The organism is Sphingobium terrigena, from assembly GCF_003591655.1.
Classification (GTDB): Bacteria; Pseudomonadota; Alphaproteobacteria; order Sphingomonadales; family Sphingomonadaceae; genus Sphingobium; species Sphingobium terrigena.
In genome coordinates this window covers 70,701-93,916 of the sequence record NZ_QVRA01000003.1, presented here as the reverse complement: position 1 = coordinate 93,916, position 23,216 = coordinate 70,701, and the positions used below count along the sequence as shown (strand labels likewise).

21 protein-coding genes and 1 tRNA gene are annotated in these 23,216 nt (G+C 63.3%); 13 read left to right on the top strand and 9 right to left on the bottom strand.

The window, feature by feature from the left end:
- The first annotated feature begins 2 nt into the window (after positions 1 to 2).
- From D0Z70_RS04395 to D0Z70_RS04365, 7 genes are all read left to right on the top strand, one after another.
- On the top strand, positions 3 to 326 hold the full coding sequence (locus D0Z70_RS04395) for a YbaB/EbfC family nucleoid-associated protein (protein ID WP_119744209.1): 324 nt from the start codon (positions 3 to 5) through the stop codon (positions 324 to 326).
- 154 nt (positions 327 to 480) lie between these two features.
- A complete protein-coding gene (lon, locus tag D0Z70_RS04390) occupies positions 481 to 2,877 on the top strand; it encodes an endopeptidase La (RefSeq protein WP_119744207.1) in 2,397 nt (798 codons plus the stop codon).
- Positions 2,878 to 3,059: 182 nt separating this feature from the next.
- Positions 3,060 to 3,332, top strand: a complete 273-nt coding sequence (locus D0Z70_RS04385; RefSeq protein ID WP_006959670.1) for an HU family DNA-binding protein — start codon at positions 3,060 to 3,062, stop codon at positions 3,330 to 3,332.
- Between the two features lie 460 nt (positions 3,333 to 3,792).
- Positions 3,793 to 4,344: a septal ring lytic transglycosylase RlpA family protein gene (locus D0Z70_RS04380; RefSeq protein WP_119744429.1), complete on the top strand. Its 552-nt coding sequence runs from the start codon at positions 3,793 to 3,795 to the stop codon at positions 4,342 to 4,344.
- Positions 4,345 to 4,450: 106 nt separating this feature from the next.
- Positions 4,451 to 4,527 (top strand) — tRNA-His (locus D0Z70_RS04375).
- Positions 4,528 to 4,617: 90 nt separating this feature from the next.
- Positions 4,618 to 4,989 (top strand): phosphoribosyl-AMP cyclohydrolase, encoded by a 372-nt coding sequence (gene hisI / locus D0Z70_RS04370; protein WP_119744206.1) that lies wholly within the window; start codon positions 4,618 to 4,620, stop codon positions 4,987 to 4,989.
- Positions 4,976 to 5,506 carry a hypothetical protein gene (locus tag D0Z70_RS04365; protein WP_119744204.1) on the top strand — a complete coding sequence of 177 codons (531 nt, stop codon included), beginning with the start codon at positions 4,976 to 4,978 and terminating at the stop codon, positions 5,504 to 5,506. The genes hisI and D0Z70_RS04365 overlap by 14 nt, the downstream gene beginning before the upstream one ends.
- Here D0Z70_RS04365 and D0Z70_RS04360 read toward each other — a convergent pair.
- The 6 genes from D0Z70_RS04360 to D0Z70_RS04335 form a co-directional block, all read right to left on the bottom strand.
- On the bottom strand, positions 5,500 to 6,120 hold the full coding sequence (locus D0Z70_RS04360) for a YitT family protein (RefSeq protein ID WP_119744202.1): 621 nt from the start codon (positions 6,118 to 6,120) through the stop codon (positions 5,500 to 5,502). The two genes, D0Z70_RS04365 and D0Z70_RS04360, sit on opposite strands and share 7 nt — an antisense overlap.
- A 121-nt stretch (positions 6,121 to 6,241) precedes the next feature.
- Positions 6,242 to 6,931, bottom strand: coding sequence for a 6-phosphogluconolactonase (pgl, locus tag D0Z70_RS04355; RefSeq protein ID WP_119744201.1), 690 nt, complete (start codon positions 6,929 to 6,931; stop codon positions 6,242 to 6,244).
- 4 nt (positions 6,932 to 6,935) lie between these two features.
- Positions 6,936 to 7,412: a YbaK/EbsC family protein gene (locus D0Z70_RS04350; RefSeq protein WP_119744199.1), complete on the bottom strand. Its 477-nt coding sequence runs from the start codon at positions 7,410 to 7,412 to the stop codon at positions 6,936 to 6,938.
- Entirely contained in the window at positions 7,409 to 8,407 is a 999-nt protein-coding gene (gene galE, locus D0Z70_RS04345) for a UDP-glucose 4-epimerase GalE (protein WP_119744197.1), read from the bottom strand. Before galE ends, D0Z70_RS04350 begins: the two co-directional genes overlap by 4 nt.
- Before the next feature lie 132 nt (positions 8,408 to 8,539).
- Positions 8,540 to 10,717, bottom strand: coding sequence for a 3-hydroxyacyl-CoA dehydrogenase NAD-binding domain-containing protein (locus D0Z70_RS04340; protein WP_119744195.1), 2,178 nt, complete (start codon positions 10,715 to 10,717; stop codon positions 8,540 to 8,542).
- Positions 10,718 to 10,836: 119 nt separating this feature from the next.
- Complete coding sequence (locus tag D0Z70_RS04335; protein WP_119744194.1) at positions 10,837 to 12,045, bottom strand: acetyl-CoA C-acetyltransferase; 1,209 nt, start codon at positions 12,043 to 12,045, stop codon at positions 10,837 to 10,839.
- Between the two features lie 180 nt (positions 12,046 to 12,225).
- On the opposite strand from D0Z70_RS04335, the gene D0Z70_RS04330 reads away from it, so the two are divergent.
- Complete coding sequence (locus tag D0Z70_RS04330; protein WP_119744428.1) at positions 12,226 to 13,887, top strand: MFS transporter; 1,662 nt, start codon at positions 12,226 to 12,228, stop codon at positions 13,885 to 13,887.
- Here D0Z70_RS04330 and D0Z70_RS04325 read toward each other — a convergent pair whose 3' ends face one another.
- Entirely contained in the window at positions 13,888 to 14,487 is a 600-nt protein-coding gene (locus D0Z70_RS04325; RefSeq protein WP_119744193.1) for a nucleotidyltransferase family protein, read from the bottom strand.
- A 158-nt stretch (positions 14,488 to 14,645) separates the two neighbouring features.
- On the opposite strand from D0Z70_RS04325, the gene folE reads away from it, so the two are divergent.
- The 5 genes from folE (at position 14,646) to D0Z70_RS04300 (ending at position 20,938) form a co-directional block, all read left to right on the top strand.
- Positions 14,646 to 15,251, top strand: coding sequence for a GTP cyclohydrolase I FolE (gene folE, locus D0Z70_RS04320; protein WP_119744427.1), 606 nt, complete (start codon positions 14,646 to 14,648; stop codon positions 15,249 to 15,251).
- Positions 15,248 to 16,084: an SDR family oxidoreductase gene (locus tag D0Z70_RS04315; RefSeq protein WP_119744191.1), complete on the top strand. Its 837-nt coding sequence runs from the start codon at positions 15,248 to 15,250 to the stop codon at positions 16,082 to 16,084. Before folE ends, D0Z70_RS04315 begins: the two co-directional genes overlap by 4 nt.
- 219 nt (positions 16,085 to 16,303) lie before the next feature.
- The gene (locus tag D0Z70_RS04310) at positions 16,304 to 17,080 is read left to right on the top strand and encodes an enoyl-CoA hydratase-related protein (protein ID WP_119744426.1); all 777 of its coding nucleotides are present in this window, start codon (positions 16,304 to 16,306) and stop codon (positions 17,078 to 17,080) included.
- Positions 17,081 to 17,324: 244 nt separating this feature from the next.
- Positions 17,325 to 19,715 carry a TonB-dependent receptor gene (locus D0Z70_RS04305; RefSeq protein ID WP_119744190.1) on the top strand — a complete coding sequence of 797 codons (2,391 nt, stop codon included), beginning with the start codon at positions 17,325 to 17,327 and terminating at the stop codon, positions 19,713 to 19,715.
- A complete protein-coding gene (locus tag D0Z70_RS04300; RefSeq protein ID WP_119744188.1) occupies positions 19,715 to 20,938 on the top strand; it encodes a dipeptidase in 1,224 nt (407 codons plus the stop codon). The genes D0Z70_RS04305 and D0Z70_RS04300 overlap by 1 nt, the downstream gene beginning before the upstream one ends.
- 108 nt (positions 20,939 to 21,046) lie before the next feature.
- Here D0Z70_RS04300 and mmsB read toward each other — a convergent pair whose 3' ends face one another.
- Together mmsB and D0Z70_RS04290 are read right to left on the bottom strand one after the other, a co-directional pair.
- Entirely contained in the window at positions 21,047 to 22,000 is a 954-nt protein-coding gene (gene mmsB, locus D0Z70_RS04295; RefSeq protein ID WP_119744186.1) for a 3-hydroxyisobutyrate dehydrogenase, read from the bottom strand.
- A gap of 75 nt (positions 22,001 to 22,075) precedes the next feature.
- On the bottom strand, positions 22,076 to 23,134 hold the full coding sequence (locus D0Z70_RS04290) for an enoyl-CoA hydratase/isomerase family protein (RefSeq protein ID WP_119744184.1): 1,059 nt from the start codon (positions 23,132 to 23,134) through the stop codon (positions 22,076 to 22,078).
- Between the last annotated feature and the right edge of the window lie 82 nt (positions 23,135 to 23,216).

Here is a 23,216-nt window from a genome sequence, read left to right as displayed (position 1 = left end):
GCATGAAAGATCTGAACGAAATATTGGGCATGGCCACCCGTGTGCAGGAGGAACTGCAACGCGCGCAGGACAATCTGGACAAGCTGGAAGTCGAAGGCGCGGCCGGTGGCGGGCTGGTGAAGGTGCGCGCGTCGGCCAAGGGGCGGATCATCGGCGTGTCGATCGACGAGACGCTGCTCGCGCCGTCCGAAAAGCAGATATTGGAGGATCTGGTCACCGCCGCCTTCAACGATGCGCGCAAGAAGGCCGATGAGGTCAGCAACGCGGAAATGGGCAAGATGACATCCGGCCTGCAACTGCCGCCGGGCTTCAAGCTGCCATTCTGATGGGCGTAGGGCCGTTCCTGGCCCGCCAAAACCCGATAACCCCCGGTTCATCGTTGCGGCATTATGACAAGTGACGATTGATTGGTGCGACGGGCATCCCCATAAAGGCGATGAACCGTAGGACAGGGCCGCGTCTTTTGGCCCCGGAGAGTGAATGACCGTGCAATATCCCCTTCTGCCGCTGCGTGACATTGTCGTCTTTCCGCAGATGATCGTCCCGCTCTTCGTTGGTCGTGACAAGAGCGTTGCCGCGCTGGAGGCGGCGATGGAAGGTTCCAAGGAAATCTTCCTCGTGTCGCAGCTCGATCCGGCCGAGGATGATCCGGGTCGCGACTCGCTCTATGACACGGGCGTCGTCGCCATCGTGTTGCAGCTGCTCAAGCTGCCCGACGGCACCGTCCGGGTGCTGGTGGAGGGCAAGCATCGCGCCCGTTTGCAGACGATGGACAGCAAGGATGGCTATCTGGTTTCGGATGTCGAGACGGTAGAGGATATCGTTGCCGAGGGACCGGAAGCCGCCGCGCTGATGCGGTCGGTGGCCGAACAGTTTGAAAATTACGCCAAGCTCAACAAGAAGCTGCCCGCCGAAACGCCGGTGCAGCTGCGCGAGATTGAGGATGCCGGGCGGCTGGCCGACGCGATCTCCGCCAACATCAACGTCAAGGTGTCCGACAAGCAGTCGCTGCTGGTGGAGGCCGATCCGGTCAAGCGGCTGGAGATGGTCTTCGCTTTCATGGAGGGCGAACTGGGCGTCCTGCAGGTCGAAAAGAAGATCCGTGGCCGCGTGAAGCGCCAGATGGAAAAGACCCAGCGCGAATATTATCTGAACGAGCAGCTCAAAGCGATCCAGCGCGAGCTGGGGAATGGCGAGGGTGAGGAAGGCGACGAGCTTGCCGAACTGACCGAGAAGATCGCCAAGACCAAGCTGTCCAAGGAAGCGCGGGCCAAGGCAACCGCCGAGCTGAAGAAGCTCAAGGGTATGCAGCCCATGTCGGCTGAAGCGACGGTCGTGCGCAATTATCTCGACGTGCTGCTGGGCCTGCCCTGGGGCAAGAAGGGCAAGGTCAAGAATGACCTGAAGCGCGCGCAGGACGTGCTGGACGAAGATCATTTCGCGCTCGACAAGGTCAAGGACCGGATCATCGAATATCTGGCGGTCCAGGCGCGCACCAATAAGCTCAAAGGCCCGATCCTGTGCCTGGTTGGTCCTCCGGGCGTGGGCAAGACGTCGCTTGGCCGTTCGATCGCCAAGGCGACGGGACGCGAGTTCGTGCGCCAGTCGCTGGGCGGGGTGCGAGACGAGGCGGAGATTCGCGGCCACAGGCGCACCTATATCGGGTCGCTGCCGGGCAAGATCGTGACCAACCTGAAAAAGGCGGGGACGATGAACCCGCTGTTCCTGCTGGACGAGATCGACAAGCTGGGCCAGGATTTCCGCGGTGATCCCGCGTCGGCGCTGCTGGAGGTGCTGGACCCGGAACAGAATAACAAGTTTCAGGACCATTATCTGGAGATCGACGTCGATCTTTCAGACATCATGTTCGTGACGACCGCCAACTCGCTGAATTTGCCGCAGGCTTTGCTGGACCGGATGGAGATCATCCGTCTGGAGGGCTATACCGAGGATGAGAAGGTCGAGATCGCGCAGCGGCACCTGATCGCCAAGCAGATCGATGCGCACGGATTGAAGGACGGCGAGTTTGAAGTGACGGAGGACGCGGTGCGCGACCTGATCCGTTATTATACGCGGGAAGCCGGTGTCCGCACGCTGGAACGCGAAGTCGCCCGGCTGGCGCGCAAGGCGCTGCGCAAGATATTGGAGGGCGAGTATGACAAGGTGGTCATCACGCCGGACAATCTGGCCGACTATGCCGGGGTGCGCAAATTTCGCCATGGCGTGGGTGAGGATGAGCATCAGATCGGCGCGGTGACGGGTCTGGCATGGACCGAAGTCGGCGGCGAATTGCTGACGATCGAGGCGGTGACCGTGCCGGGCAAGGGCATGATCAAGACGACCGGCAAGCTGGGCGAAGTCATGAACGAATCGATCCAGGCGGCGTTTTCCTATGTCCGCGCGCGGTCGCCCGGCTATGGCATCAAGCCCAGCCTGTTCAATCGCAAGGACATCCATATCCATCTGCCCGAAGGGGCAGTGCCAAAGGATGGTCCGTCGGCGGGTATCGGTATGGTGACCTGCATCGTTTCCACCCTGACGGGCATCCCGGTCCACAAGGATGTGGCGATGACCGGCGAGGTGACATTGCGTGGTCGGGTGTTGCCGATCGGTGGCCTGAAAGAGAAGCTGCTGGCGGCATTGCGCGGGGGCATCAAGACGGTGCTGATCCCGCAGGAAAACGAGAAAGACCTAGCGGAAATTCCAGCCAACATCCGCGACGGGCTGGAAATCGTGCCGGTGTCCCATGTCGATGAGGTGCTGGCCCGCGCGCTGGTGTCGCTGCCTGAAGCGATCGCCTGGACCGAGGAGGATGACCTCGCCGCGCAGCCGAGCAATGGTCCGACGCGGGACGGGGATGCTGCACTGCGGCATTGATCGAAGGAAAAAGCGGCGCATATCAGCCGGTTTCGAGGGATTGTATGCCTGATGGCGTAAATTTGCATCGAAGCTGGTGACTTCGTCGCTTTCCCTTTGACAGGCGCTGGAAGCTGCGCCTTATTGCGCCGCCTACGCCACGATTCCTACACAACCAAATAGCACAAGGGGGTTCCCAAGGCATGAACAAGCAGGATCTTATCAGCGCTGTCGCCGACAGCAGCGGTCTCAGCAAAAGCGACGCCAGCAAGGCCGTCGAAGGTGTATTCGACGCCATCACCGGCGCGTTGAAGAAGGGCGACGAAGTGCGCCTGGTTGGTTTTGGTACTTTTTCCGTTTCGCAGCGCAAGGCTTCGACCGGTCGCAACCCGCGCACCGGCGAGACGATGACGATCAAGGCTTCGGCCCAGCCCAAGTTCAAGGCCGGCAAGGGTCTCAAGGATTCGGTCAACTGACGGTCCGGGCGCTTGCCATCTGGCGAGCGCTCACGTCTGACCACAACCGGTATCGCGGCCGGAAAGCATTTAGGAGAGTAGCGTTGCCACAGGGGACAGCCCCAGGCGCGCATGTATGTCTGGGCAAGGGGGTGAAGGCTGATGCAGCTTTCGCCCCTTTTCTTTTTGGCGACGATGGAGTTTGCAAATCTGGCACTAATCCTCCCCTGCCTTTGAGGGGTATCTTTGTGAAACTCGGATAGCCTCATAGCGCTTTGTCATTCCCGCGCAGGCGGGAATCCATCTCCCACCTTATCGTCTCGATTTTAGGTCCGGAGATGGATCCCCGCCTGCGCGGGGATGACGTAAAATTCTGTAGATGGTGAATTTCGCAATGATCTCCTTAAAGGGGAGGATGGGTTTGCAGCAAAGATGGACGCCCTTCCTTTGATGTGGCGGTGGGCGTTATGGGGATGGCATGATGGGTAGGTTTGGTGCGCTGGGGCTGGCACTGGCCCTGTCGGCGTGTGCGGGGGGTGATTACCGCCCGGTGCGCGATGTGCCGGTCAGGATCGGCCCGCCCTATTCGGTGCGTGGCGTCACTTATGTGCCGGCTGCTGATCCTGCTTATGACATGCTGGGCTATGCCAGCTGGTACGGATCGGAATCGGGCAACCGCACCGCCAATGGCGAGCGCTTCCGCCCCGATTGGGTGACGGCGGCGCATACCAGCCTGCCGCTGCCCAGCTATGTCGAGGTGACGGCGCTGGACAGTGGGCGGACGATCGTGGTGCGGGTCAATGATCGCGGGCCGTTTGCGGGCAAGGGGCGGGTGATCGACCTGTCGCGCGGGGCAGCCGAGCAATTGGGGATGCGCGCGCAGGGTCAGGTCGCGGTGCGGGTGCGGGTGGTCGATCCGCCCGAAAAGACGCGCGAGCGGCTGCGCAAGGGCAAGGCGGCGGAGGAACGTCCGCGCGTGCCGGAGCGGACGCTGGTCAAGCTCCGCGCGCAGATGAAAGCGGCGGGGCTGTAACCCCGGCGAAAGATGGCGCGGGTGCAATTGCCTGCTTGACGCCCGGTTATCCGCCGCATATGTGCCCACTTCTCGCGGGGCCAAGTGCCCCAAGGCAAGTGCTGTGGCGATCGTAGCTCAGTTGGTTAGAGCGCCGGTTTGTGGTACCGGAGGTCGGGGGTTCAAGACCCCTCGATCGCCCCATTTGCGCTAGTCCTGGCCTGATCCCGACATATTCGTCGGACAGGTGGGAAGGGGCTTCGCAGCATCGCGATTGCGCTCTATAGCCCCGGCATGACCGATGCGCGCGACACGGGGCTGACCCTTAATCCCAAATATGACGATCATGGCCTGATCACCGCCGTCGTCACCGATGTGGACAGCGGCGACGTGCTGATGGTGGCGCATATGAATGCGCAGGCGCTGGCGCTGACGGTCGAGACGGGGCTGGCTCATTTCTGGTCGCGCAGCCGCCAATCATTATGGAAGAAGGGCGAGACGTCCGGGCATATGCTGGAGGTTCGCGATATTCGGATCGATTGCGATCAGGATGCCGTGTGGGTGAAGGCCGTGCCGGCGGGGCCGACATGCCATACCGGTGCGCGATCCTGCTTCTTCCGCCGGGTCGGCGCGGACGGGCTTATGGCGGTCGATGCGGCGGACTAGCGCTGTCCTGCTATTGTTGCTGGCGGCGTGTCAGCGTGAACCGGCCAGCGATGCGGGACCGGTGAGGGGCGGCGTTGCGGCGTCGGGCCTGGAACAGGCGGCGATCGCTAGCGGGGCGATTGCGGATGCGGCGGCGATTTCGCCTTTCGGCCTGTTTCAGCGCGATCATGAGGCCGGGCGCGATGCGCTATGTGTCATCCCCGGCAAGGGCGGCGCGCTGCGGTTCGGGCTGGAGGCCAATTTCGGCGAGGAGCAAAGCTGCCGGGGGCAGGGCCAGGCGCGCCGCACGGGCGACAAGCTGATCCTGAGCTTTTCCGGTGGCGACCGCTGCATCGTCGTGGCGCAATATGATGGCGATCAGGTCGCGCTGCCCGGCGTGGTCGACATGGCCTGCGCAGACCTGTGCGAAGGGCGCGGGACGCTGGAGGGGGTCAGCTTTCCGCGCATCGCCAATGATGCGGCGAGTGCGTTGCGTGCGCGTGGTCGGGGCGGTGATCCGCTGTGTGAGCCTCAATAACCGATATAGCGTCCGGGCCGGTGGTTGACGATCAGCACCGCGTTGATGGCGGCGGCTGAGAGTATCGACAGGGCGAAGCGATCAAGGCTGAGCAAGGGGAGCGAGGCGAAGAGGAGCAGCGCGTCGCCCAGCATCTGGGTCCGTCCCGCATTCCACCCCCGCCGTTTCTGGAGCAGCAGGGCGATGACGCCGAGGCCGCCGACGCCTGCACCGTGGCGGGCGATGGCGAGGATGCCAAAGCCGATGATCGACCCGCCGAACAGTGCGGCGAAGAGCGGGCTGACCTGCGCCAGACGCAGCGCCGCGGGCATCATCAGCCCCATCGCCATGATCGCCAGATTGGCGAACAAGGTCTTGAGGCCGAAGGCCAAACCCATCGCGCGCCCGGCAAAGAGGAAGAAGGGGATGTTGATCAGCAGGAACAGGGGCGCGGGCGGATAGGGCACGATGTAGGAGAGCAATAGCGCGATCCCCGCCATGCCGCCAGTTACCAGATTGGCGGCCTTGAGCAGCATCAGCCCCATGGCGATGAAGGCGCAGCCAATGGCGATGGCATAGCCATCTTCAGCGAGATTGTGCGGGCGGGGCGCGAGGGTCGCGGAGGCAGGGGGCATGGCATGTCCGTCAAAGGGTTATGCCCCCGGTCATCCTCTCCGTCCTCGGCCGGTGATAGCTGCGTTGCAGCGTGCTGCAAAGGCTGGTTCGAAGCATGATCTCCTTACCGGAGAGGACTTGTCATTCGCTGATCCAGACTTCCGCCGGAGTCGCATCCTGAAGCAGCGCCAGGCGGATGGGCAGCTGTTCGACCGGGCCGCCCTCCAGCGCTTGGGCATAGACCGTTTTTTTTGCGTTTCCGCTGATTTGCAGAAAGATGTGGCGGGCGGCGAGGATCGCGCTGGCGGTCAGCGACAGGCGCTGATGTGGCGCGGCGGGGGGCGTGACGGCGATGGTGCGGGCGGTGCTGGTGAGACCATCGGCCAGTTCGGCGGCGGCGGGGAAGAGCGAGGCGGTGTGGCCATCCTCTCCCATGCCCAGCAGGACGATATCGAGCGGCCAGGGGATGGCGGCGAAGGCGGCTTCGACGGCGGGCTGGCCTGCATAAGCGTCGGGCGCGTCATTCTTCATCGGCACGAAATGCGCGGCGGCGGCGGGGCCGGTCAGCAGGGTTTCGCGCAGCAGCCGTTCGTTGCTGTCGGGCGCGTCCGGGGTGACCCAGCGTTCGTCGACCAGAGTGACGACGATCTTGCTCCAGTCGAGCGGGGTGCGGGCCAGCGCCTCCAGCACGGGCTTGGGCGAACGACCGCCGGACAGGGCCAGGCTGGCAGTGCTGCGCGTGGCGATCGCTTCGCCCAGCAGCGTTGCGATGCGGGTGGCGAGGTGGTCAGCGGCGTCACTGCCCTCGGTAAAATGATGCTCTATAGGCATGAGATTATTCCACGGTTTCGGGCAGGGTGCAGATGTCGATCCATGTGGCGTCAGTCAGCTGCGCCAAGCGCGCGGGGCTGAGTTCGACCGAACTGGTGCGTGATCCGGCGGCAGGAAAGACGGTGGCGAAGGCCTGGAGCGAGATGTCGCAATAGACGGGCAGGGGCGTGGCGAGGCCGAATGGGCAGACGCCGCCGACGGGATGTCCGGTGATCGCCTCAACCTCGTCCGCGCCGAGCATCCGGGGCTTGGCGCCTAGCGCAGCTTTCGCCTTGGCATTGTGCAGGCGGGCGTCGCCGCGGGTGCAGACCAGCGCTACCGTTTCGCCGACGCGCAGCGAAAGCGTCTTGGCGATGCGGGCGGGTTCGACGCCCAGCGCCTGCGCCGCCTCCAGCACGGTGGCGGTGCTGACGCCCTGGTCGATGATGGCGATGTCGGGCGCGTTTGCGGCGAAGAAGGTGCGGACCGAGGCTTCGCTCATGCGCGATCGCCAAGCTTGCGTTCCCATGCCAGCGCATGGGCGACGATCTGGTCGAGATCGGCATGGGCGGGTTGCCAGGGGAAGGTGGCGAGGATGGCGCTGTTGTCGGAAATCAGCGCGGCGGGGTCCCCGGCGCGGCGCGGGGCCATGGTGCGTTGCACAGGATTGTTGGTCGCCCGGTCCACAGCGTCGAGGACTTCAAGGACCGAGAATCCCCGGCCATAGCCGCAGTTGAGCAGATGGCTGCGCGCGGGATCGGCGATCAGCGCTTCGAGCGCCAGCAGATGGGCGGCAGCAAGGTCGGTGACATGGATATAGTCGCGCACGCCGGTGCCGTCGGGCGTGGCGAAATCGGTGCCGAAAATGGAGACGCCTGCACGCTTGCCCAGGGCTGCTTCGACCGCGACCTTGATGAGGTGCGTGGCGCCTGCGGTCGACTGGCCGGTGCGGCCCTGCGGATCGGCGCCCGCGACGTTGAAATAGCGCAGCGCACAGAAGTTCATCGGGTGGGCCGCCGCGACATCGCGCAGCATATATTCGGTCATCAGCTTCGACATGCCATAGGGATTGATCGGCCGCTGCGGCGTGTCCTCCCGCACCTTTTCCACGTCGGGCGTGCCATAGGTGGCGGCGGTCGACGAGAAGATGAAATGTTTGACGCCGGTGCGGACCGCGCTTTCGATCAGGTCGCGGGTCTTGGCGCTGTTATTGTGATAATATTTGAGGGGATTTTCGACGGACTCTGGCACGACGACCGATCCGGCAAAGTGCATGATGGCGGTGATGTCATGGTCGCGCAGGGTCGCTTCGACCAGTGGCTGGTCGGCTATGTCGCCGCGTACCAGCGGCACGTCGGCGGGGACGGCCCAGTCGAAGCCGGTGACCAGATTGTCGATGACGACCACGCCATAGCCTGCATCCCTGAGCGCCAGCACGGCATGGCTGCCGATATAGCCTGCGCCACCAGTGACGAGGATTGTTGGCTTTGTGGTCATGCTCTTACCCCATAATGCGGCGTGTTCCCGCGAAGGCGGGAACCCAGTTCCGACCTATGGACTGGGTTCCCGCCTGCGCGGGAACACATTTGGGAGAGACCTAAACGAGGGACGTTACGAATTACAGTCTTTTCATGCTGCGGCGCGGGAGGGGGCGGGGCGGTAGAAGGTGCCGCCGGTGGCCGCCATCGCGCGCAGTTGCTCGGTCGCGGCGAAGCGGTTGCCATGGGTGGCTCTCAGCCGGTCCAGCACGGCGACGACATGGGCGATGCCGACCGTGTCCATATGGCTGAAAGGGCCGCCGGTATAGGGCGCAAAGCCCCAGCCGAAGATCGCGCCAATGTCGCCATCTTCGGGCGTTTCCAGCACGCCTTCCTCATAGCAGCGGGCGCATTCGACCAGCTGGCGATAGAGGAGGCGTTCCTTGACCGCTTCGACATCGGGCTGATCGTCGGCGCGCGGGAAGTGGTCGGCGATGCCGGGCCAGAGCGCCTTTTTCCCGTTTTCGGGATAGTCATACCAGCCCTTGGCGTTCTTGCGGCCAAGGCGGTCGAGCTCGACCATTTGGGTCATGACGTCGTCGGAGCGTTGCGCGACATAGGCGTCGCCCAGTTCCTTCTTCGCCGCCGTCATGACCTTATAGCCCAGTTCGATCGACACTTCGTCGCTGACAGCCAGGGGGCCAACAGGCATTCCGAGTTGCTTGCCGGCATTTTCGATGAGCGCGGGGTTGATCCCTTCGGCGACCAGTTCTGCGCCCTCCTGCACATAGGTGCCGAAACAGCGCGAAGTGTAGAAGCCGCGCGAGTCATTGACGACGATCGGGGTTTTCTTGATCTGGGCGACGAAATCGAGTGCCTTGGCAATGGCGGCGGGACCGGTCTGACGCCCAAGGATGATTTCGACCAGCGGCATTTTCTCGACCGGCGAGAAGAAATGGACGCCGATGAAATTTTCGGGCTTGGACCAAGCGCCTGCCAGTTTCGTGATCGGCAGGGTGGATGTGTTGGAGCCGAAGATGACGTCCGGGCCGAGGATAGCCTCGACCTGGCGTGTCACTTCGGCCTTGATCGCGACATCCTCGAACACGGCTTCGATCACGAAGTCTGCGCCTGCAAGGTCGGCATAGCTGGCAGTGGGGGTGACGCGGGCGAGAGTGGCGGCCAGCTTTTCAGGCGTCATGCCCTTGCCCAGGCGCTTGGACAGGACGGATTCGACATGAGCCTTGCCCTTTTGCGCATAAGCGATGTCGCGGTCGAACAGGATGACGTCCATCCCCGCCTGCGCCGCGACGGTGGCGATGCCCGCGCCCATCATGCCTGCGCCGAGCATGGCGAGCTTCATCGTGGGCGCTTTGGGCTGATCCTTGGGACGGCGCGCGCCGCGTTCGGCGGCCTGCTTGTTGACGAACAGGCTGCGGATCATGTTTCCGGCTTGCGGATCGGCGGCGACTTTCGCGAAATATTTGCTTTCGATGCGGATCGCCCGGTCGAAGGGGAGTTGCGCGCCTTCATAGACGGCGGACAGGAGCGCGACGGGGGCGTTCATGTTGCGCTGGGTCTGCTTGAGCGTCATCGGCAGCGCGCCGACCATCGTTTGCACGAAGCCGGGATTGAACTGACCGACGCCGCCGGGGAATTTGAAGCCCTTGACGTCCCAGCGCTGGGTAGCGGCGGTAGGATTGGCCTTGACCCATTCGCGCGCAGTTTCCAGCGCTGTGCCCTGCGGCACGACCTGGTCGACGGCTTTGAGCATCGCGGCTTCGGCGGGGCGGAACAGCTTGCCCTGGAGCATATACATGAGCGCGGCCTGCACGCCGATGAGGCGCGGCAGGCGCTGCGATCCACCGCCGCCGGGGAAGAGACCGATGAGGATTTCGGGCAGGCCCAGCTGGGTTTTGGGGCTGTCGCCGACGATGCGGCGGTGGCAGGCGAGGGCGAGTTCAAAGCCGCCGCCGACGCAGGTGCCTTCGATCGCGCAGGCAATGGGCTTGCCGCAGGTTTCGAGGCGACGGAACAGCTGGTTGAGGACGAACACAGGCTCGAAGATCGTAGCGGGTTGCGGGCGGCTGCCATCGCTGGTGGCCAGCATCGAGCCGAAATATTTAAGGTCCATGCCAGCCATGAAGCCGCTGTCCTTGCCCGACGCGATGACCGCGCCCTTGATGGCTTCCTCGGACGCGATGCGGGTGATGGCGGCGTCGAGATCAGCGATGAAATCGGGACCGATGACGTTCATCGACTGGTCGGGGACGTCGATCGTCAGGGTGGCGATGCCGTCGGCGTCGGTGGTGATTGTGATGGTGTTCATTTTGATCTCCTCTCCCCCGTTCGCCCTGAGCCTGTCGAAGGGCTCGCCTGAGCGGAGCGAAGGCATCTCACTGCGTTCGATGGGGGGCTTCGACTTCGCTCAGCCCGAACGGAAATTCTCTAAATACGTTCGATGATGATCCCGGTGCCCATGCCTGCGCCCACGCACAGGTTGATAAGCGCGGTGCCCTTGCCGGATCGTTCCAGTTCGTCGAGCGCGGTGCCCAGCACCATTGCGCCGGTCGCGCCCAGAGGATGGCCCATCGCGATCGCGCCGCCATTGACGTTGATCTGGTCATGGTCGAGCTGCATCGCCTGCATGTAGCGCAGGACGACGCTGGCGAAGGCTTCGTTCAGTTCCCACAGGTCGATGTCGGCAGTGGTCATGCCTGCGCGGGCGAGCAGCTTGCCCGCGACAAATTCCGGGCCAGTCAGCATGATTAGCGGTTCGGAGCCGATCGAAGCCATGGCGCGGATGCGGGCGCGGGGTTTGAGGCCATATTTGTCGCCAATATCCTTGCCACCGACCAGCACGGCGGCGGCCCCATCGACGATGCCGCTGCTGTTGCCCGCATGGTGGATATGGTTGACCCGCTCCAGTTCGGGGTAACGCAGCAAGGCGACGGTGTCGAAGCCGGGCATTTCCTCCCCCAGCGCGGTGAAGGCGGGCTTCAATGCGCCCAGCGACTGCATCGTCGCGTCGGGGCGCATATGTTCGTCATGATCGAGGACGACCTGGCCGATCACGTCGCGGACCGGGACGATGGAGCGGGCAAAGCGCCCTTCGTCCCATGCCATCTTGGCGCGCCTCTGGCTTTCGACGGCATAGGCGTCGGCATCGTCGCGGCTGATGCCGAATTTGGTGGCGATGACGTCCGCGCCAATACCCTGCGGCGCGAAATAGGTCTTGTAGGCGACTGCGGGGTCCATCGCGATCGCGCCGCCGTCCGAGGCCATCGGCACGCGGCTCATCGATTCGACGCCGCCGCCAATGGCGAACAAAGCCTCGCCCGACATGACCTTGGCCGCCGCGATGTTCACGGCTTCAAGGCCGGATGCGCAGAAGCGGTTGACCTGCACGCCCGGCGTAGTCTGCGCATAGTCGGCGTTGAGGACAGCGGTGCGGGCAATGTCCGCGCCCTGTTCGCCGACCGGGGTGACGCAGCCCAGGATCACGTCATCGACGTCTGCGGTGTCGATCGCGCTGCGATCGCGGATCGCCTCCAGCACCTGCGTGGCGAGCTGGACCGGGGTGATTTCGTGCAGCGAGCCATCGGCCTTGCCCCGGCCACGGGGCGTCCTGACGGCGTCGTAAATATAGGCTTCCATAAGATTTTCCCTCTCCGTGGGTCACCCTTGCCGGGAGCATCGGATACGGGCGTGAATGTATTTACGTTTACGTAAAGTGCAAGCGGGAAATGCGGTTTTTGCGTACTGCCGCCATGACGTAGGGGCAGGGCGGACGAGTCGCGGGTTTGACGCTTGGGCGATATTCCGCTTCATGGGGACGTGCCCGATGTCGATTCCCCCAAAGCCCCGTCGCCGCTCTCCATTCCCATCTTTCGCGCGGTCTGGACGGCCAGTCTGGCGTCCAATTTCGGCGGGCTGATCCAGTCGGTCGGCGCGGCGTGGATGATGACGTCGCTGTCGGCTTCCCCGCTGCTGATCGCACTGGTCCCGGCGGCGACGACGCTGCCGATCATGCTGCTGTCTTTATGGGCAGGCGCGGTCGCGGACAATCTGGACCGGCGCAAGGTGATGATCGGCTGTCAGTTGGCGATGCTGATCGTGTCGGCGGCGCTGGCGGTGACGGCCTGGGCCGGGCTGATCACGCCCTGGTTGCTGCTGGCCTTCACCTTTGCGCTGGGCTGCGCGACGGCGATCAACGGTCCGGCCTGGCAGGCGTCGGTGGGTGACATGGTGCCGCGCGCGATTTTGCCGAGCGCGGTGGCAATGAACAGCATGGGGTTCAATCTGGCGCGCAGCGTCGGACCGGCGCTGGGCGGGGTCATCGTTGCGACGGCAGGGGCGGCGGCGGCGTTCCTGACCAATGCAATGAGTTATGTCGCGCTGCTGACCGTGCTGTTCCGCTGGCGGCCTGATCTGCCGCCCAAGCTATTGCCGCGCGAACGGCTGGGCGTCGCGATGCGGGCAGGCGTGCGCTATGTCGCGATGTCGCCCAAGATCCAGCTGGTGCTGCTGCGCGCAAGCGTGTTCGGCATTGGCGCGAGCGCGGTGTCGGCGCTGATGCCGCTGGTGGCGCGCGACATATTGGGCGGCGGTGCGCTGACATTCGGCGTGACCAGTGGCGCGTTCGGCATCGGGGCGGTGATCGGCGCGCTGTCGACCCGGCATCTGCGCGCGCGCTTTTCGATCGAGACGATCGTGCGCAATGCGGCGCTGGTGCTGGCTTTGGGCACGGCGATTGCCGGGGCGAGCAATATGCTGGCGCTGGCCTTGCTGGGCTATTTGCTGGCGGGATTTGGTTGGGTCACGGCGCTGGCGACGTTCAATGTGTCGGTGCAGATGTCCGCGCCGCGCTGGGTCGTGGCACGGGCGGTGTCGCTCTATCAGATGACGGCGTTCGGCGGCATGGCGATCGGTGCCTGGCTGTTTGGCTGGCTGGCGGAACATCATGGCGTGGTCGAGGCGCTCTATGCGTCGGCGGCGGCGCAGTTTGTCGCGGCGATGCTGGGTCTGATCTGGCGATTGCCGCAGATTGGCGACGATAATCTGGACCTGCAGAATAGCTGGCGTGAACCGGACACGGCAGTGACAGTAGAGCCGCGCAGCGGGCCGGTGGTGGTGACCATCGAATATCGGATTCCAGCCGGGTCGATCGTGCCGTTTCTTGCGGCGATGAGCGAGCGGCGACGGATCAGGCGGCGTGACGGCGCGCATGGCTGGTCGCTGATGCGTGACCTGGGCGATCCTGAACTCTGGCTGGAGCGCTATCATGTATCGACCTGGCTGGATTATGTGCGCCACAACCAGCGGCGGACGGTGGCCGATATTGCCAATAGTAAGTCGATCTGGGCGCTGCATACCGGGCCAGTCCCGCCGGTGGTCCACCGGATGCTGGAACGGCAGACCGGATCGCTGCCGATCAGCCGCGCGCCCGATCCGCGCGAAATGGGCGATGCGATGACGGACCCGACGCGATCGAGCTGATCAGTCCGGCGTGGCTGGTCGCCAGCCGGGCAGATCCTCCGGCGTGTCGATGTCGTGCAGGACTTTGCCGGTAGTTTCGATCTGAATGCCGTGGCTGAGCAGCGCGCGTGCGCCCTGATCGCCCTTCAGGGCCAGCAGTTCGGGGAAATGCTTGCGGCCGATGAAGGCGGGGGGCGATGAGGAGAAGCCGTCGGTGCTGGCGACGACCGAGCGTATATCTTCGGCGGCCAGGCAGATGCGGTTATAATGGGTTTGCGGCACGTCAGGCATGTCAGCCAGACAGATGAGAATGCCGCGTATCCGGTTCACCGGCATGACATGTTCGACCGCGCGCACGATGCTGCCTGAAATCCCCTCGTCAGGGCGGTCGTTGACGATGATGGTGTAGCCGCGCCGGTCGAGCTTGCGGTGGAGGACCGGGGCGACCTCTATCGGGCGGACAACGGCGATCAGTTCGGCAAAGGCCATCGACGCCACGGTTTCGAGCGTGTGGGCAGCCAGCGGCTTGCCGCGTAGCTCCGCCATCAGCTTGTCCTCATCGCCAAAGCGCGACGATGTGCCGGCCGCCAGCAGGACGGCGGCGATCCGTTCAGTACGCATGGGGACGGGGGATGGATGTCATATATTCTTAATGCGACCCTGATTTTGTTCGATTTGCCACCAGTGCGATGATGTGTCCAGTCGCCCTTAAAGGGTCTGGTCATTGGCGGGGCTTATCGCCATATGCGAGACCGATACGATAAGGAGTGGCCCTGTTCATGGCATATGACCCCGATGCGGAGATGGTTGGCGACAGCAAGGAGCCGGTTCCGGCGGATGTTTCGGAAGCGATCCGTACGCTGATCCGCTGGTCGGGTGATGTGCCCGAACGCGAAGGACTGGTCGAGACGCCCGAACGGGTGGCGCGGGCCTGGCGCGAATATTGCCGGGGCTATGGCGATGATCCGGCCTATCATCTCTCGCGCATCTTCCATGAAGTGGGCGGCTATGACGATGTCGTGCTGCTGAAGGACATACCGTTCCAGTCGCATTGCGAACATCATATGGCACCGATCGTGGGGAAGGCGCATATCGCCTATCTGCCCGGTGCCTATGTCGTGGGCATTTCCAAGCTGGCGCGGGTGCTGCACGCCTTTGCCAACCGGTTGCAGGTGCAGGAACGGCTGACGTCCGAAGTCGCCAACTGCATCTGGGAGCATCTGAAACCCCAGGGCGTAGCCGTGGTGATCGAGGCGACGCATGGCTGCATGACCGGGCGCGGGGTGCGGACCCCCAATGTCATCATGAAAACCAGCCGGATGCTGGGCGTGTTCCGCGACGATGAAAAGTCGCGCGAGGAAGTGCTGAAACTCATCGCTTCATGAGCGAAGAGGACGTCCCCTATCGCCCGTTGGGCAGCGCGCGCGGCGCGGCAGAGGCAGGTGCCTTGCCGATCGCGGGCAAGCGGCTGGCGCTGGTGACGGGCGGCCACCGGCGGCTGGGCGGGATCATTGCCGGGGCGCTGGCCAAGGCAGGCCATTCGCTGGCGATCCATGGCAGTCACGACACGCGGCTTGATTCGCATCTGGCGCTGACGCTGGAGGAGCAGGGGACGCAGTGGGAAGGGTTCGTCGTCGATTTTGCTGACCCGGAAAATGCCGAGGAACTGATCGCGCAGGTCGCGGCGCGCTTTGGCCGTCCGCCCGACATTCTCGTCAACAGTGCCGCGATGTTCGGGCAGGACCGGCTGGACGATGTGACAGCCGATGATCTGATGCGCCATTATGCGGTCAATTGCGCTGCGCCGACAATGCTGACCAAGGCTTTTGCGACCGTGCCGGCGGGCGTGGGCGACCGGTGCATCATCAACATATTGGACCAGCGGATCGACCATCCCCATGGCGACCAGCTGGCCTATACATTGTCCAAGCTGGCGCTGGCGGGGCTGACGCGGACGAGCGCGAGCAGCCTGGCACCGCAAGTGCGGGTCAATGCGGTTGCGCCGGGGCTGACGATCGCAACGCCTGATTATGACCCGGAGCAGATGGCGCGGCTGGAGCAGATGATGCCGCTCGCGCGCTTGCCGCAGGCGGAGCAGATTGCGCAGGCGGTGCTGTATCTGGTCAATGCCAGCGCAGTGACCGGGCAGACACTCTATGTCGATGGCGGCGCGCATATGCGCAGCTACGACCGGGACTTCATGCATCTGTGCCGATAGGTGCGGCGCAAATGCGGGGCAGCGGGGACTGGCGGATGGCGCGCGTCGTCCATAGAGCAGACTTCATCATTGGTCCTCCCCTTGCAGGGGAGGTGGCTGGCCGCAGGCCAGACGGAGGGGTGTCGAGCTATCGTGAGGGCGACACCCCTCCGTCAGCACTTCGTGCTGCCACCTCCCCTTAAAGGGGAGGATGACTCAGAAGGCATAAGGGAGATGGCGATGACCTATGAAACGATTTTGGTTGAACAGCGCGACGCGGTGACGCTGATCACACTTAACCGGCCGCAGGCATTGAACGCGCTCAATGGTCAGGTGCTGAGCGACCTGAGCGCGGCCTTTGCCGCCTATGATGCCGACCCGACCCAGCATTGCGCGGTCCTGACCGGCAGTGAAAAGGCGTTTGCGGCTGGCGCGGACATCAAGGAGATGGTCGACAAGGACGGCGCCGATTTCTTCCTGCAGGATTTCTTTTCCGGCTGGCAGACCCATGTGGTCGCGACACGGAAGCCTTGGATCGCGGCGGTGGCTGGTTTCGCGCTGGGCGGCGGGTGCGAGCTGGCGATGATGGCGGACTTCATCATCGCGGCGGATACGGCGAAGTTCGGGCAGCCGGAGATCAAGCTGGGCGTCGCGCCGGGCATGGGCGGATCGCAGCGTCTTACGCGTGCGGTTGGCAAGGCCAAGGCGATGGACATGTGCCTGACCGGACGGATGATGGGCGCGGAGGAAGCCGAGCGTTCCGGGCTGGTGAGCCGGATCGTGCCGGCCGCCGATCTGCTGGACGATGCGCTCAAGACGGCTGCCGCGATCGCCGCGATGCCGCCCATGGCTGCGATGGTGAACAAGGAAATGGTCAATATCGCGTTCGAGACGGGCCTGGCCCAGGGGCTGCTCACCGAACGGCGCATGTTCCAGATATTGACGGCCACCGAAGATAAGAAGGAAGGCATGACCGCCTTTGTCGAGAAGCGGCCCGGCGTCTGGAAAGGGCGCTGAGCGTTTAGTGCGCTACGTGCTCCCGCTAAGGCGGGAATCCAGTTGAAACCTCGGACTGGGTTCCCGCCTGCACGGGAACACGCGGTTTTCTATCTATTTTCGCGCGATAGGCTGAGAAATTCTCGTTGGTCCATGGCGGGGTTCCCCGGCATCTTCGTTTCATTAGGAAACTGAACAACAGATATGGAGAGGCGCAGCGCCGCGCGCTGCCCTGAACGGCTCATAATATACAGGGAGCCTCTTCATGTCCGTCCTATTTTCCGCCCGCCTGTCCACCCGTGCATTGCTGCTTGCCTGCGCTGCTGGCGCGCTGGTGCCAGCGGCCCATGCGCAACAGCCGGTCGCCGATGACGAAACGAACATCACCGTCACCGGCCGCCGCATTTCGCAATCGTCCGAGGCGATTGGCGAGGATAAGGTCAGCAATGTCGTAGCGGTCACGCGCGAGGCTTTGCTGTCTGCCCCTTCGGGCATTTCGGGCCTGAAAATGCTGGAGCAACTGCCCGGCTTCAACGTGCAGACCGACGGCGCCCTTGGCCTCTATGAATTCGGCAACTCGGTGCAGACGCGCGCCTTCAACCTCGACCAGATCGGTTTCGTGGTCGATGGTATCCCGACCGGGCGCAGCGACGCCTTTGGCGGCAGCCCGGTGTTCCGCTATGTCGACAATGAAAATCTGGGCGTGGTGGAAGCCGCGATCGGCGCAGGCGATGTGAGCCTGCCCAGTTACTCGACGCTGGGTCCCATCATCCAGTATAACAGCATCGCGCCGCAGGATGAGATGGGCCTGTTCGTGTCGCAAAGCTTTGGCGACCAGGATCTGCGCCGCACCTTCATTCGCCTGTCCACCGGGCAGGTCGGGCCGTTCAAGGCCTATGTCAGCCGCACCAAGCTGGACACGGAATTGTGGCGCGGCCCAGGCACGGTCGATCGCGAACATTGGGAAGGGCAAATCCACGCCGACCTGGGCGGCGACAGCTGGGCGCGGTTCAAATTCGTGTCGAACGACTTTTTCGACTATGACTCGCCAACGATCAGCCGCGCGCAATATAATTGCACGGTGAAGAATGCGCTGGGCCAGTGCGGCCGGGACTTTGCCCTGATCGAAAATGTGCCGAATACGACGCTGGTGAACGGTTTGCCTGCCTTTGCCCCATTGCCAAATGCGCCGGGCGTTTATTATTCCAGCCCAGCCTATACCGCTGTCTATAATCTGGCGATCAACGTGCGGAAGGACAAGCTGTATGGCGCGACCTTCCATGCCGGGATTGCCGAAGGCGTATGGGCTGAATCCACCCTCTATTGGGAGGATAAGGATGGCTATGGTGTGTCGCCCGACGGCTATGGCAATTCGCTGGGCATCTACACGCCTCAGGCACAGGCGGGGCTGGCCGTTGTGGCACCAAAGGGCGTCCAATATGGATTTTCCGGCGTCGGTGGCGATCGTTATGGCATTATCAGCAAACTGCACTGGGAAATGGGCAACAACATAGTCGAAGCGGGGGTTTGGGCCGAGGTCGACAAATATCACCGGACCCAGAAGCGCTTCAACACCGTCGATGGTGCGCCTGACAGCGCGCCCAATCTGGCCGAGACGGTTTATCTGCGTCGCGACTATCGGTCCAAGCGCGACACGTTGCAGGTTTTCCTGAAAGACACGCTGAAGCTGGCCGACGACCGCCTGGTTCTGGACCTTGGCTTCAAAGGCCTGCTGCTTGATTATTCCCATCGCGGCTATCGCGATTTCGCCGACTATTATCGGTCGGTTGGCGGCCAGGGCGTGCCGGGTTATGGCCCGCAATATAACACGGCGAATTACAAGGATATGTTCCTGCCGATGGCGGGTCTGCTCTATAAATTTGACGAGCGGACGCAGGTCTTTGCATCCTATGCCGAAAATATGGCGCTGCCCAAGGGGTTGGACGACATTTATTCGGTCATCCGGGCCGGCGGCGCGCTGGTGCCGCAGCCAGCGCCTGAGCGGTCGAAAAATATGGAATTGGGCATTCGCACCAATCAGGGGCAGCTTTATGCGTCGCTGGCGGCCTTCTATACCAAGTTCGACAATCGCATACAGTCGATCACCAGCCTGGTACCCGGTGGCGGCTTGTCGACCGAAACCTTCTTCCAGAATGTCGGTCGGGTGCGGTCCTATGGCGTGGAATTTGCCGGCACCTACAAGCCGTCCTTCCTGAACGGGCTGGCCTATAGCAGCCTGAACGTCACCTATAATAATGCCAAGTTCAAGGATGACGTTCCGGCGGTGACGCCCATCCTGATTGCGGACAAATATATTCCAGACAGCGCCAAATGGATCGTTAGCGGTGGCGTGACGGTGGAACCGGCCAGCTGGCTGGTCGCCAATATTTCGGGCAAATATACGTCCAAGCGTTGGTCGACCTTCACCAATACGCCCGGTTCCAGCGTCCCGGCCTTCACCGTGTTCAGCGCCTATGTTGATATTGGCGATGGCATCAGCTTTGGGCCGGTCAAGGGGATCAAGCTGCGCGCCAATGTCGATAATCTGTTCGACAAGGATACGCTATCCTATATTTCGCCGGTCGTGACGGGTGACGGTTTCTTCCGTCCGCTCAGCCCACGTACCTTCCAGCTGACGATTTCGGGCGAAATCTGATGCGGATGGGGTTGATGTTGGGGGCAGCGCTGGTCGCGCTGCTCTCAGGCCCGGCGTCGGCGCAGGGGGTGCCCAAGAAGGTGGTGCAGTTGCACCAGAAATTGCTGACGCTCGACAGCCATCTGGACACGCCTGCCTCGCTCGATCTGCCGGGCTGGTCGATCGATGAGGAGCATGGGGTCCATCTGGATTATACCCAGGTGGACCTGCCCCGGATGAAGAAGGGCGGGCTGGATGGCGGCTTCTGGGCGATTTACACGAGCCAGGGGCCGCTGACGGTCGAGGGGTTCCGCAAGGCGCGCGATTTTGCGATCCTACGCGGGGTGTCTATCCGCGAGATGGTGGCGGCGGACCCGGCCAATTTCGCGCTGGCACTGGAAGCCAAGGACGCCGCGCCGATCGCGGCGGCGGGCAAGCGGGTCGTCTATATGTCGATCGAAAATGCCTATCCGCTGGGCGAGGATGTGTCGCTGCTCCAGACATTTTACGATATGGGCGTGCGGGTGGTGGGCTTTGCCCATTTCGCGCATAACCAGTTTGCCGACAGTTCGACCGACCCGTCCAAAAAGCCGCGTTTTGGCGGGCTTAGTCCGCTGGGCAAGCAATTGCTGAGCGAGATGAACCGGCTGGGCGTGGTGCCCGATGCGTCGCATAGTAGTGACCAGGTGCTGGACGATCTGCTGGCGCTGTCCACCACCCCGGTGCTGTTGACCCATTCGGGGTGCAAGGCGGTCTATGACCATCCGCGCAATATAGACGACGCCCATCTGAAGGCGCTGGCGGCCAAGGGCGGCGTCATTCAGATGAATGCCTTTGGGACGTATCTCAAGGCCAGCAAGCCCAACCCGGAACGGCAGAAGGCAATGGGCGCTTTGTTCGCGTCGATGCGTGAAGGCGCGAAGGTTTCGGCGGAGACGCGGGCGCAATTGCTGGCGAAGCGGCAGGAGATTGACCGGCTCTATCCCGATACCGACCGGGCAACCTTTGACGATTTCATGGCGCATATGCTGCACGCGCTGAAGGTCGTGGGGCCGGACCATGTCGGGATCGGCGCGGACTGGGATGGCGGTGGCGGCGTGGTCGGTATGGAGGATGTGCTGGACCTGCCCAAGATCACCGATGCGCTGCTGAAGGCGGGGTATAGCGAGGCGGATGTGCAGAAAATCTGGTCGGGCAATGTGCTGCGCGTGCTGGCGGCGGCGGAGGCTGGGAAGGGGAAGTGATGTAACTCCTCCAAGTCCGTCATCCCGGCGAAAGCCGGGATCTCACTTTCTTCCTATCACGCCAAAAGAAGTGAGATGCCAGCCTGCGCTGGCATGACGGGTATGGGCTTACTTCCCCTCCAGCATCTCGATCATCAGCGAGAAGTCGCGGCCGGCTTCGCCCTGGTTGGCGAGCAGCTGGTAGAGGGATTCCGCCGCATTGCCCATTGGCACCGACGCGCCGACCAGGGCGGCGGCTTCGGTGGCGAGTTTCAGATCCTTGAGCATCAGGCCGACGGCAAAGCCGCCCTGATAGCCATTGTCGGATGGCGATTGCGGGCCGACGCCGGGGACGGGGCAATAGCTGGTCATCGACCAGCTCTGGCCTGACGAGACGCTGGAGATGTCGTAGAAAGTCTGTGGATCGAGGCCCAGCTTCTTGGCCATGGCGAAACTTTCGCAGGTGGCGACCATGGTGGCGCCCAGCAGCATATTGTTGCAGATTTTGGCAGCCTGACCATTGCCCGCGCCGCCCGCATGGATCACGGCCTTGCCCATGGCGGACAGGATGGGCTTTGCCTTCTCGAACGCTGTATCCGTGCCGCCGACCATGAAGGTCAGCGTGCCGCCATTGGCCGCGGCGATGCCGCCGGAGACGGGGGCATCTACCATGTCGAAGCCTCTGTCGGTGGCCGCTTCGATCACGCGGCGGGCAGTGGCGACGTCGATGGTGGAGCAGTCGAGGAACAAGGCGCCGGGATTGGCCGCGCCATAGACTTCGCCGGCATAGACGCTTTCGACATGCTTGCCTGCGGGCAGCATGGTGACGACGGCGTCGGCTCCAGTGGCCGCGTCAGCGGCGCTGGCGGCGCGGGTCGCGCCATGGGCTTCCGCCTTGGCCAGAGCGTCCTCCGACAGGTCGAAGGCGCGGACGGCATAGCCGTTCTTGAGCAGATTGGCGGCCATGCCGCCGCCCATATTGCCAAGGCCGATAAAGGCGATCGTCTGGGTCATGATGGCATTCCTCCTGCTTAACTTCGCATATTTCCCGGTAAATCGGACATATTCTTGCGCGGCCCTGATCCTATCGGAAAGCGGGCGGCATCTGGCAGGCAGCGTGCGTTGGAAGCATAGCAGGCACCTGCCATGTAGGACAGATCAGGTGACAACGGCGGGCAGCGGGGTCCATTGCTGGTCGGCGGGGAGCGGCACGAAAATCGCGTCGATCATCGCGTCGCTCACTTCTTCCAGCGTCGCCGGGTTCCATTGCGGCTGGTTGTCCTTGTCGAAGATCAGGGCGCGGACGCCCTCGACGAAATCGGGGCGGCGGATGATGGCGCAGGCCAGGCCATATTCCATCGCCATGTTCGACGCGAAATCGGGCTGGGCCGCGCCCTCGATCAGCTGGCGGAGCGCGACCTTGATCGTCTGGGGTGATTTGGTGGCGAGGGTAGCGCGTTGCTTCGCGGCCCATTCGCCACCGTCGGCGTCGAGCGCGGCGACGATCTCCTCCGCCTTGTTCGAGGCGAAAAGGCGGTCGATGTCGGTGCGGGCGGCCTCCAGCTTTGAGGGCGGCGGAGTTTGCGTGGCGGCATCGAGGATCGCAGCCAGGCTGGCGGGATCGGCCAGGATGCGCGCCTTGACGTCCTCCAGCGTGTCGGACGGCATATAGTGGGTGGCGATGCCGATGGCGGCGCAATCCGCCCCGTCGATCCGCGCGCCGGTGGCGGCGAGCCATGCACCGACCCGGCCGGGCAGGCGGGGGAGATACCAGCTGCCGCCGACATCGGGGAACAGGCCGATGCCGGTTTCGGGCATGGCAAAGGTGGTCCGCTCGGTCGCGACGCGGTAGCGGGCGGGGAGGGAGATGCCGACGCCCCCGCCCATGACGATGCCGTCGATGAAGGCGACGATCGGCTTGTCATAGACGAACAGCAGATGGTTCATCTGATATTCGAGATGGAAGAAGCGCTCTGCCTCGACACAGTCCGTTTTGGCGCTGTTGGCGATGAGGGCAATGTCCCCGCCTGCGCAGAAGCCGCGGCCTTCGGTGTGGTCGATCATGACGGCGGTGACGCTGTCGTCCGTGCGCCAGGCCAGCAGCGCGCTGTTGATCGCGTCGCACATATCGGGCGTCAGCGCGTGGATCGCCTTGGGCCGGTTCAGGCGGATGCGGCCGATATTGCTTTCGATGAAGGTCAGGACTTGGTCGGTCATGTCTTTTCCTCAAAATCCGTTCGTCATCCCCGCGAAGGCGGGGACCCATCTCCCGCCATATCGGCAGGTGTGAGGTGGGGAG

Coding starts and splice junctions, on each gene's coding strand:
- D0Z70_RS04395 (WP_119744209.1), top strand. CDS start 3: ATGAAAGATCTGAACGAAATATTGGGCATGGCCACCCGTGTGCAGGAG.
- lon (WP_119744207.1), top strand. CDS start 481: ATGACCGTGCAATATCCCCTTCTGCCGCTGCGTGACATTGTCGTCTTT.
- D0Z70_RS04385 (WP_006959670.1), top strand. CDS start 3,060: ATGAACAAGCAGGATCTTATCAGCGCTGTCGCCGACAGCAGCGGTCTC.
- D0Z70_RS04380 (WP_119744429.1), top strand. CDS start 3,793: ATGGGTAGGTTTGGTGCGCTGGGGCTGGCACTGGCCCTGTCGGCGTGT.
- hisI (WP_119744206.1), top strand. CDS start 4,618: ATGACCGATGCGCGCGACACGGGGCTGACCCTTAATCCCAAATATGAC.
- D0Z70_RS04365 (WP_119744204.1), top strand. CDS start 4,976: ATGCGGCGGACTAGCGCTGTCCTGCTATTGTTGCTGGCGGCGTGTCAG.
- D0Z70_RS04360 (WP_119744202.1), bottom strand. CDS start 6,120: ATGCCCCCTGCCTCCGCGACCCTCGCGCCCCGCCCGCACAATCTCGCT.
- pgl (WP_119744201.1), bottom strand. CDS start 6,931: ATGCCTATAGAGCATCATTTTACCGAGGGCAGTGACGCCGCTGACCAC.
- D0Z70_RS04350 (WP_119744199.1), bottom strand. CDS start 7,412: ATGAGCGAAGCCTCGGTCCGCACCTTCTTCGCCGCAAACGCGCCCGAC.
- galE (WP_119744197.1), bottom strand. CDS start 8,407: ATGACCACAAAGCCAACAATCCTCGTCACTGGTGGCGCAGGCTATATC.
- D0Z70_RS04340 (WP_119744195.1), bottom strand. CDS start 10,717: ATGAACACCATCACAATCACCACCGACGCCGACGGCATCGCCACCCTG.
- D0Z70_RS04335 (WP_119744194.1), bottom strand. CDS start 12,045: ATGGAAGCCTATATTTACGACGCCGTCAGGACGCCCCGTGGCCGGGGC.
- D0Z70_RS04325 (WP_119744193.1), bottom strand. CDS start 14,487: ATGCGTACTGAACGGATCGCCGCCGTCCTGCTGGCGGCCGGCACATCG.
- folE (WP_119744427.1), top strand. CDS start 14,646: ATGGCATATGACCCCGATGCGGAGATGGTTGGCGACAGCAAGGAGCCG.
- D0Z70_RS04315 (WP_119744191.1), top strand. CDS start 15,248: ATGAGCGAAGAGGACGTCCCCTATCGCCCGTTGGGCAGCGCGCGCGGC.
- D0Z70_RS04310 (WP_119744426.1), top strand. CDS start 16,304: ATGACCTATGAAACGATTTTGGTTGAACAGCGCGACGCGGTGACGCTG.
- D0Z70_RS04305 (WP_119744190.1), top strand. CDS start 17,325: ATGTCCGTCCTATTTTCCGCCCGCCTGTCCACCCGTGCATTGCTGCTT.
- D0Z70_RS04300 (WP_119744188.1), top strand. CDS start 19,715: ATGCGGATGGGGTTGATGTTGGGGGCAGCGCTGGTCGCGCTGCTCTCA.
- D0Z70_RS04290 (WP_119744184.1), bottom strand. CDS start 23,134: ATGACCGACCAAGTCCTGACCTTCATCGAAAGCAATATCGGCCGCATC.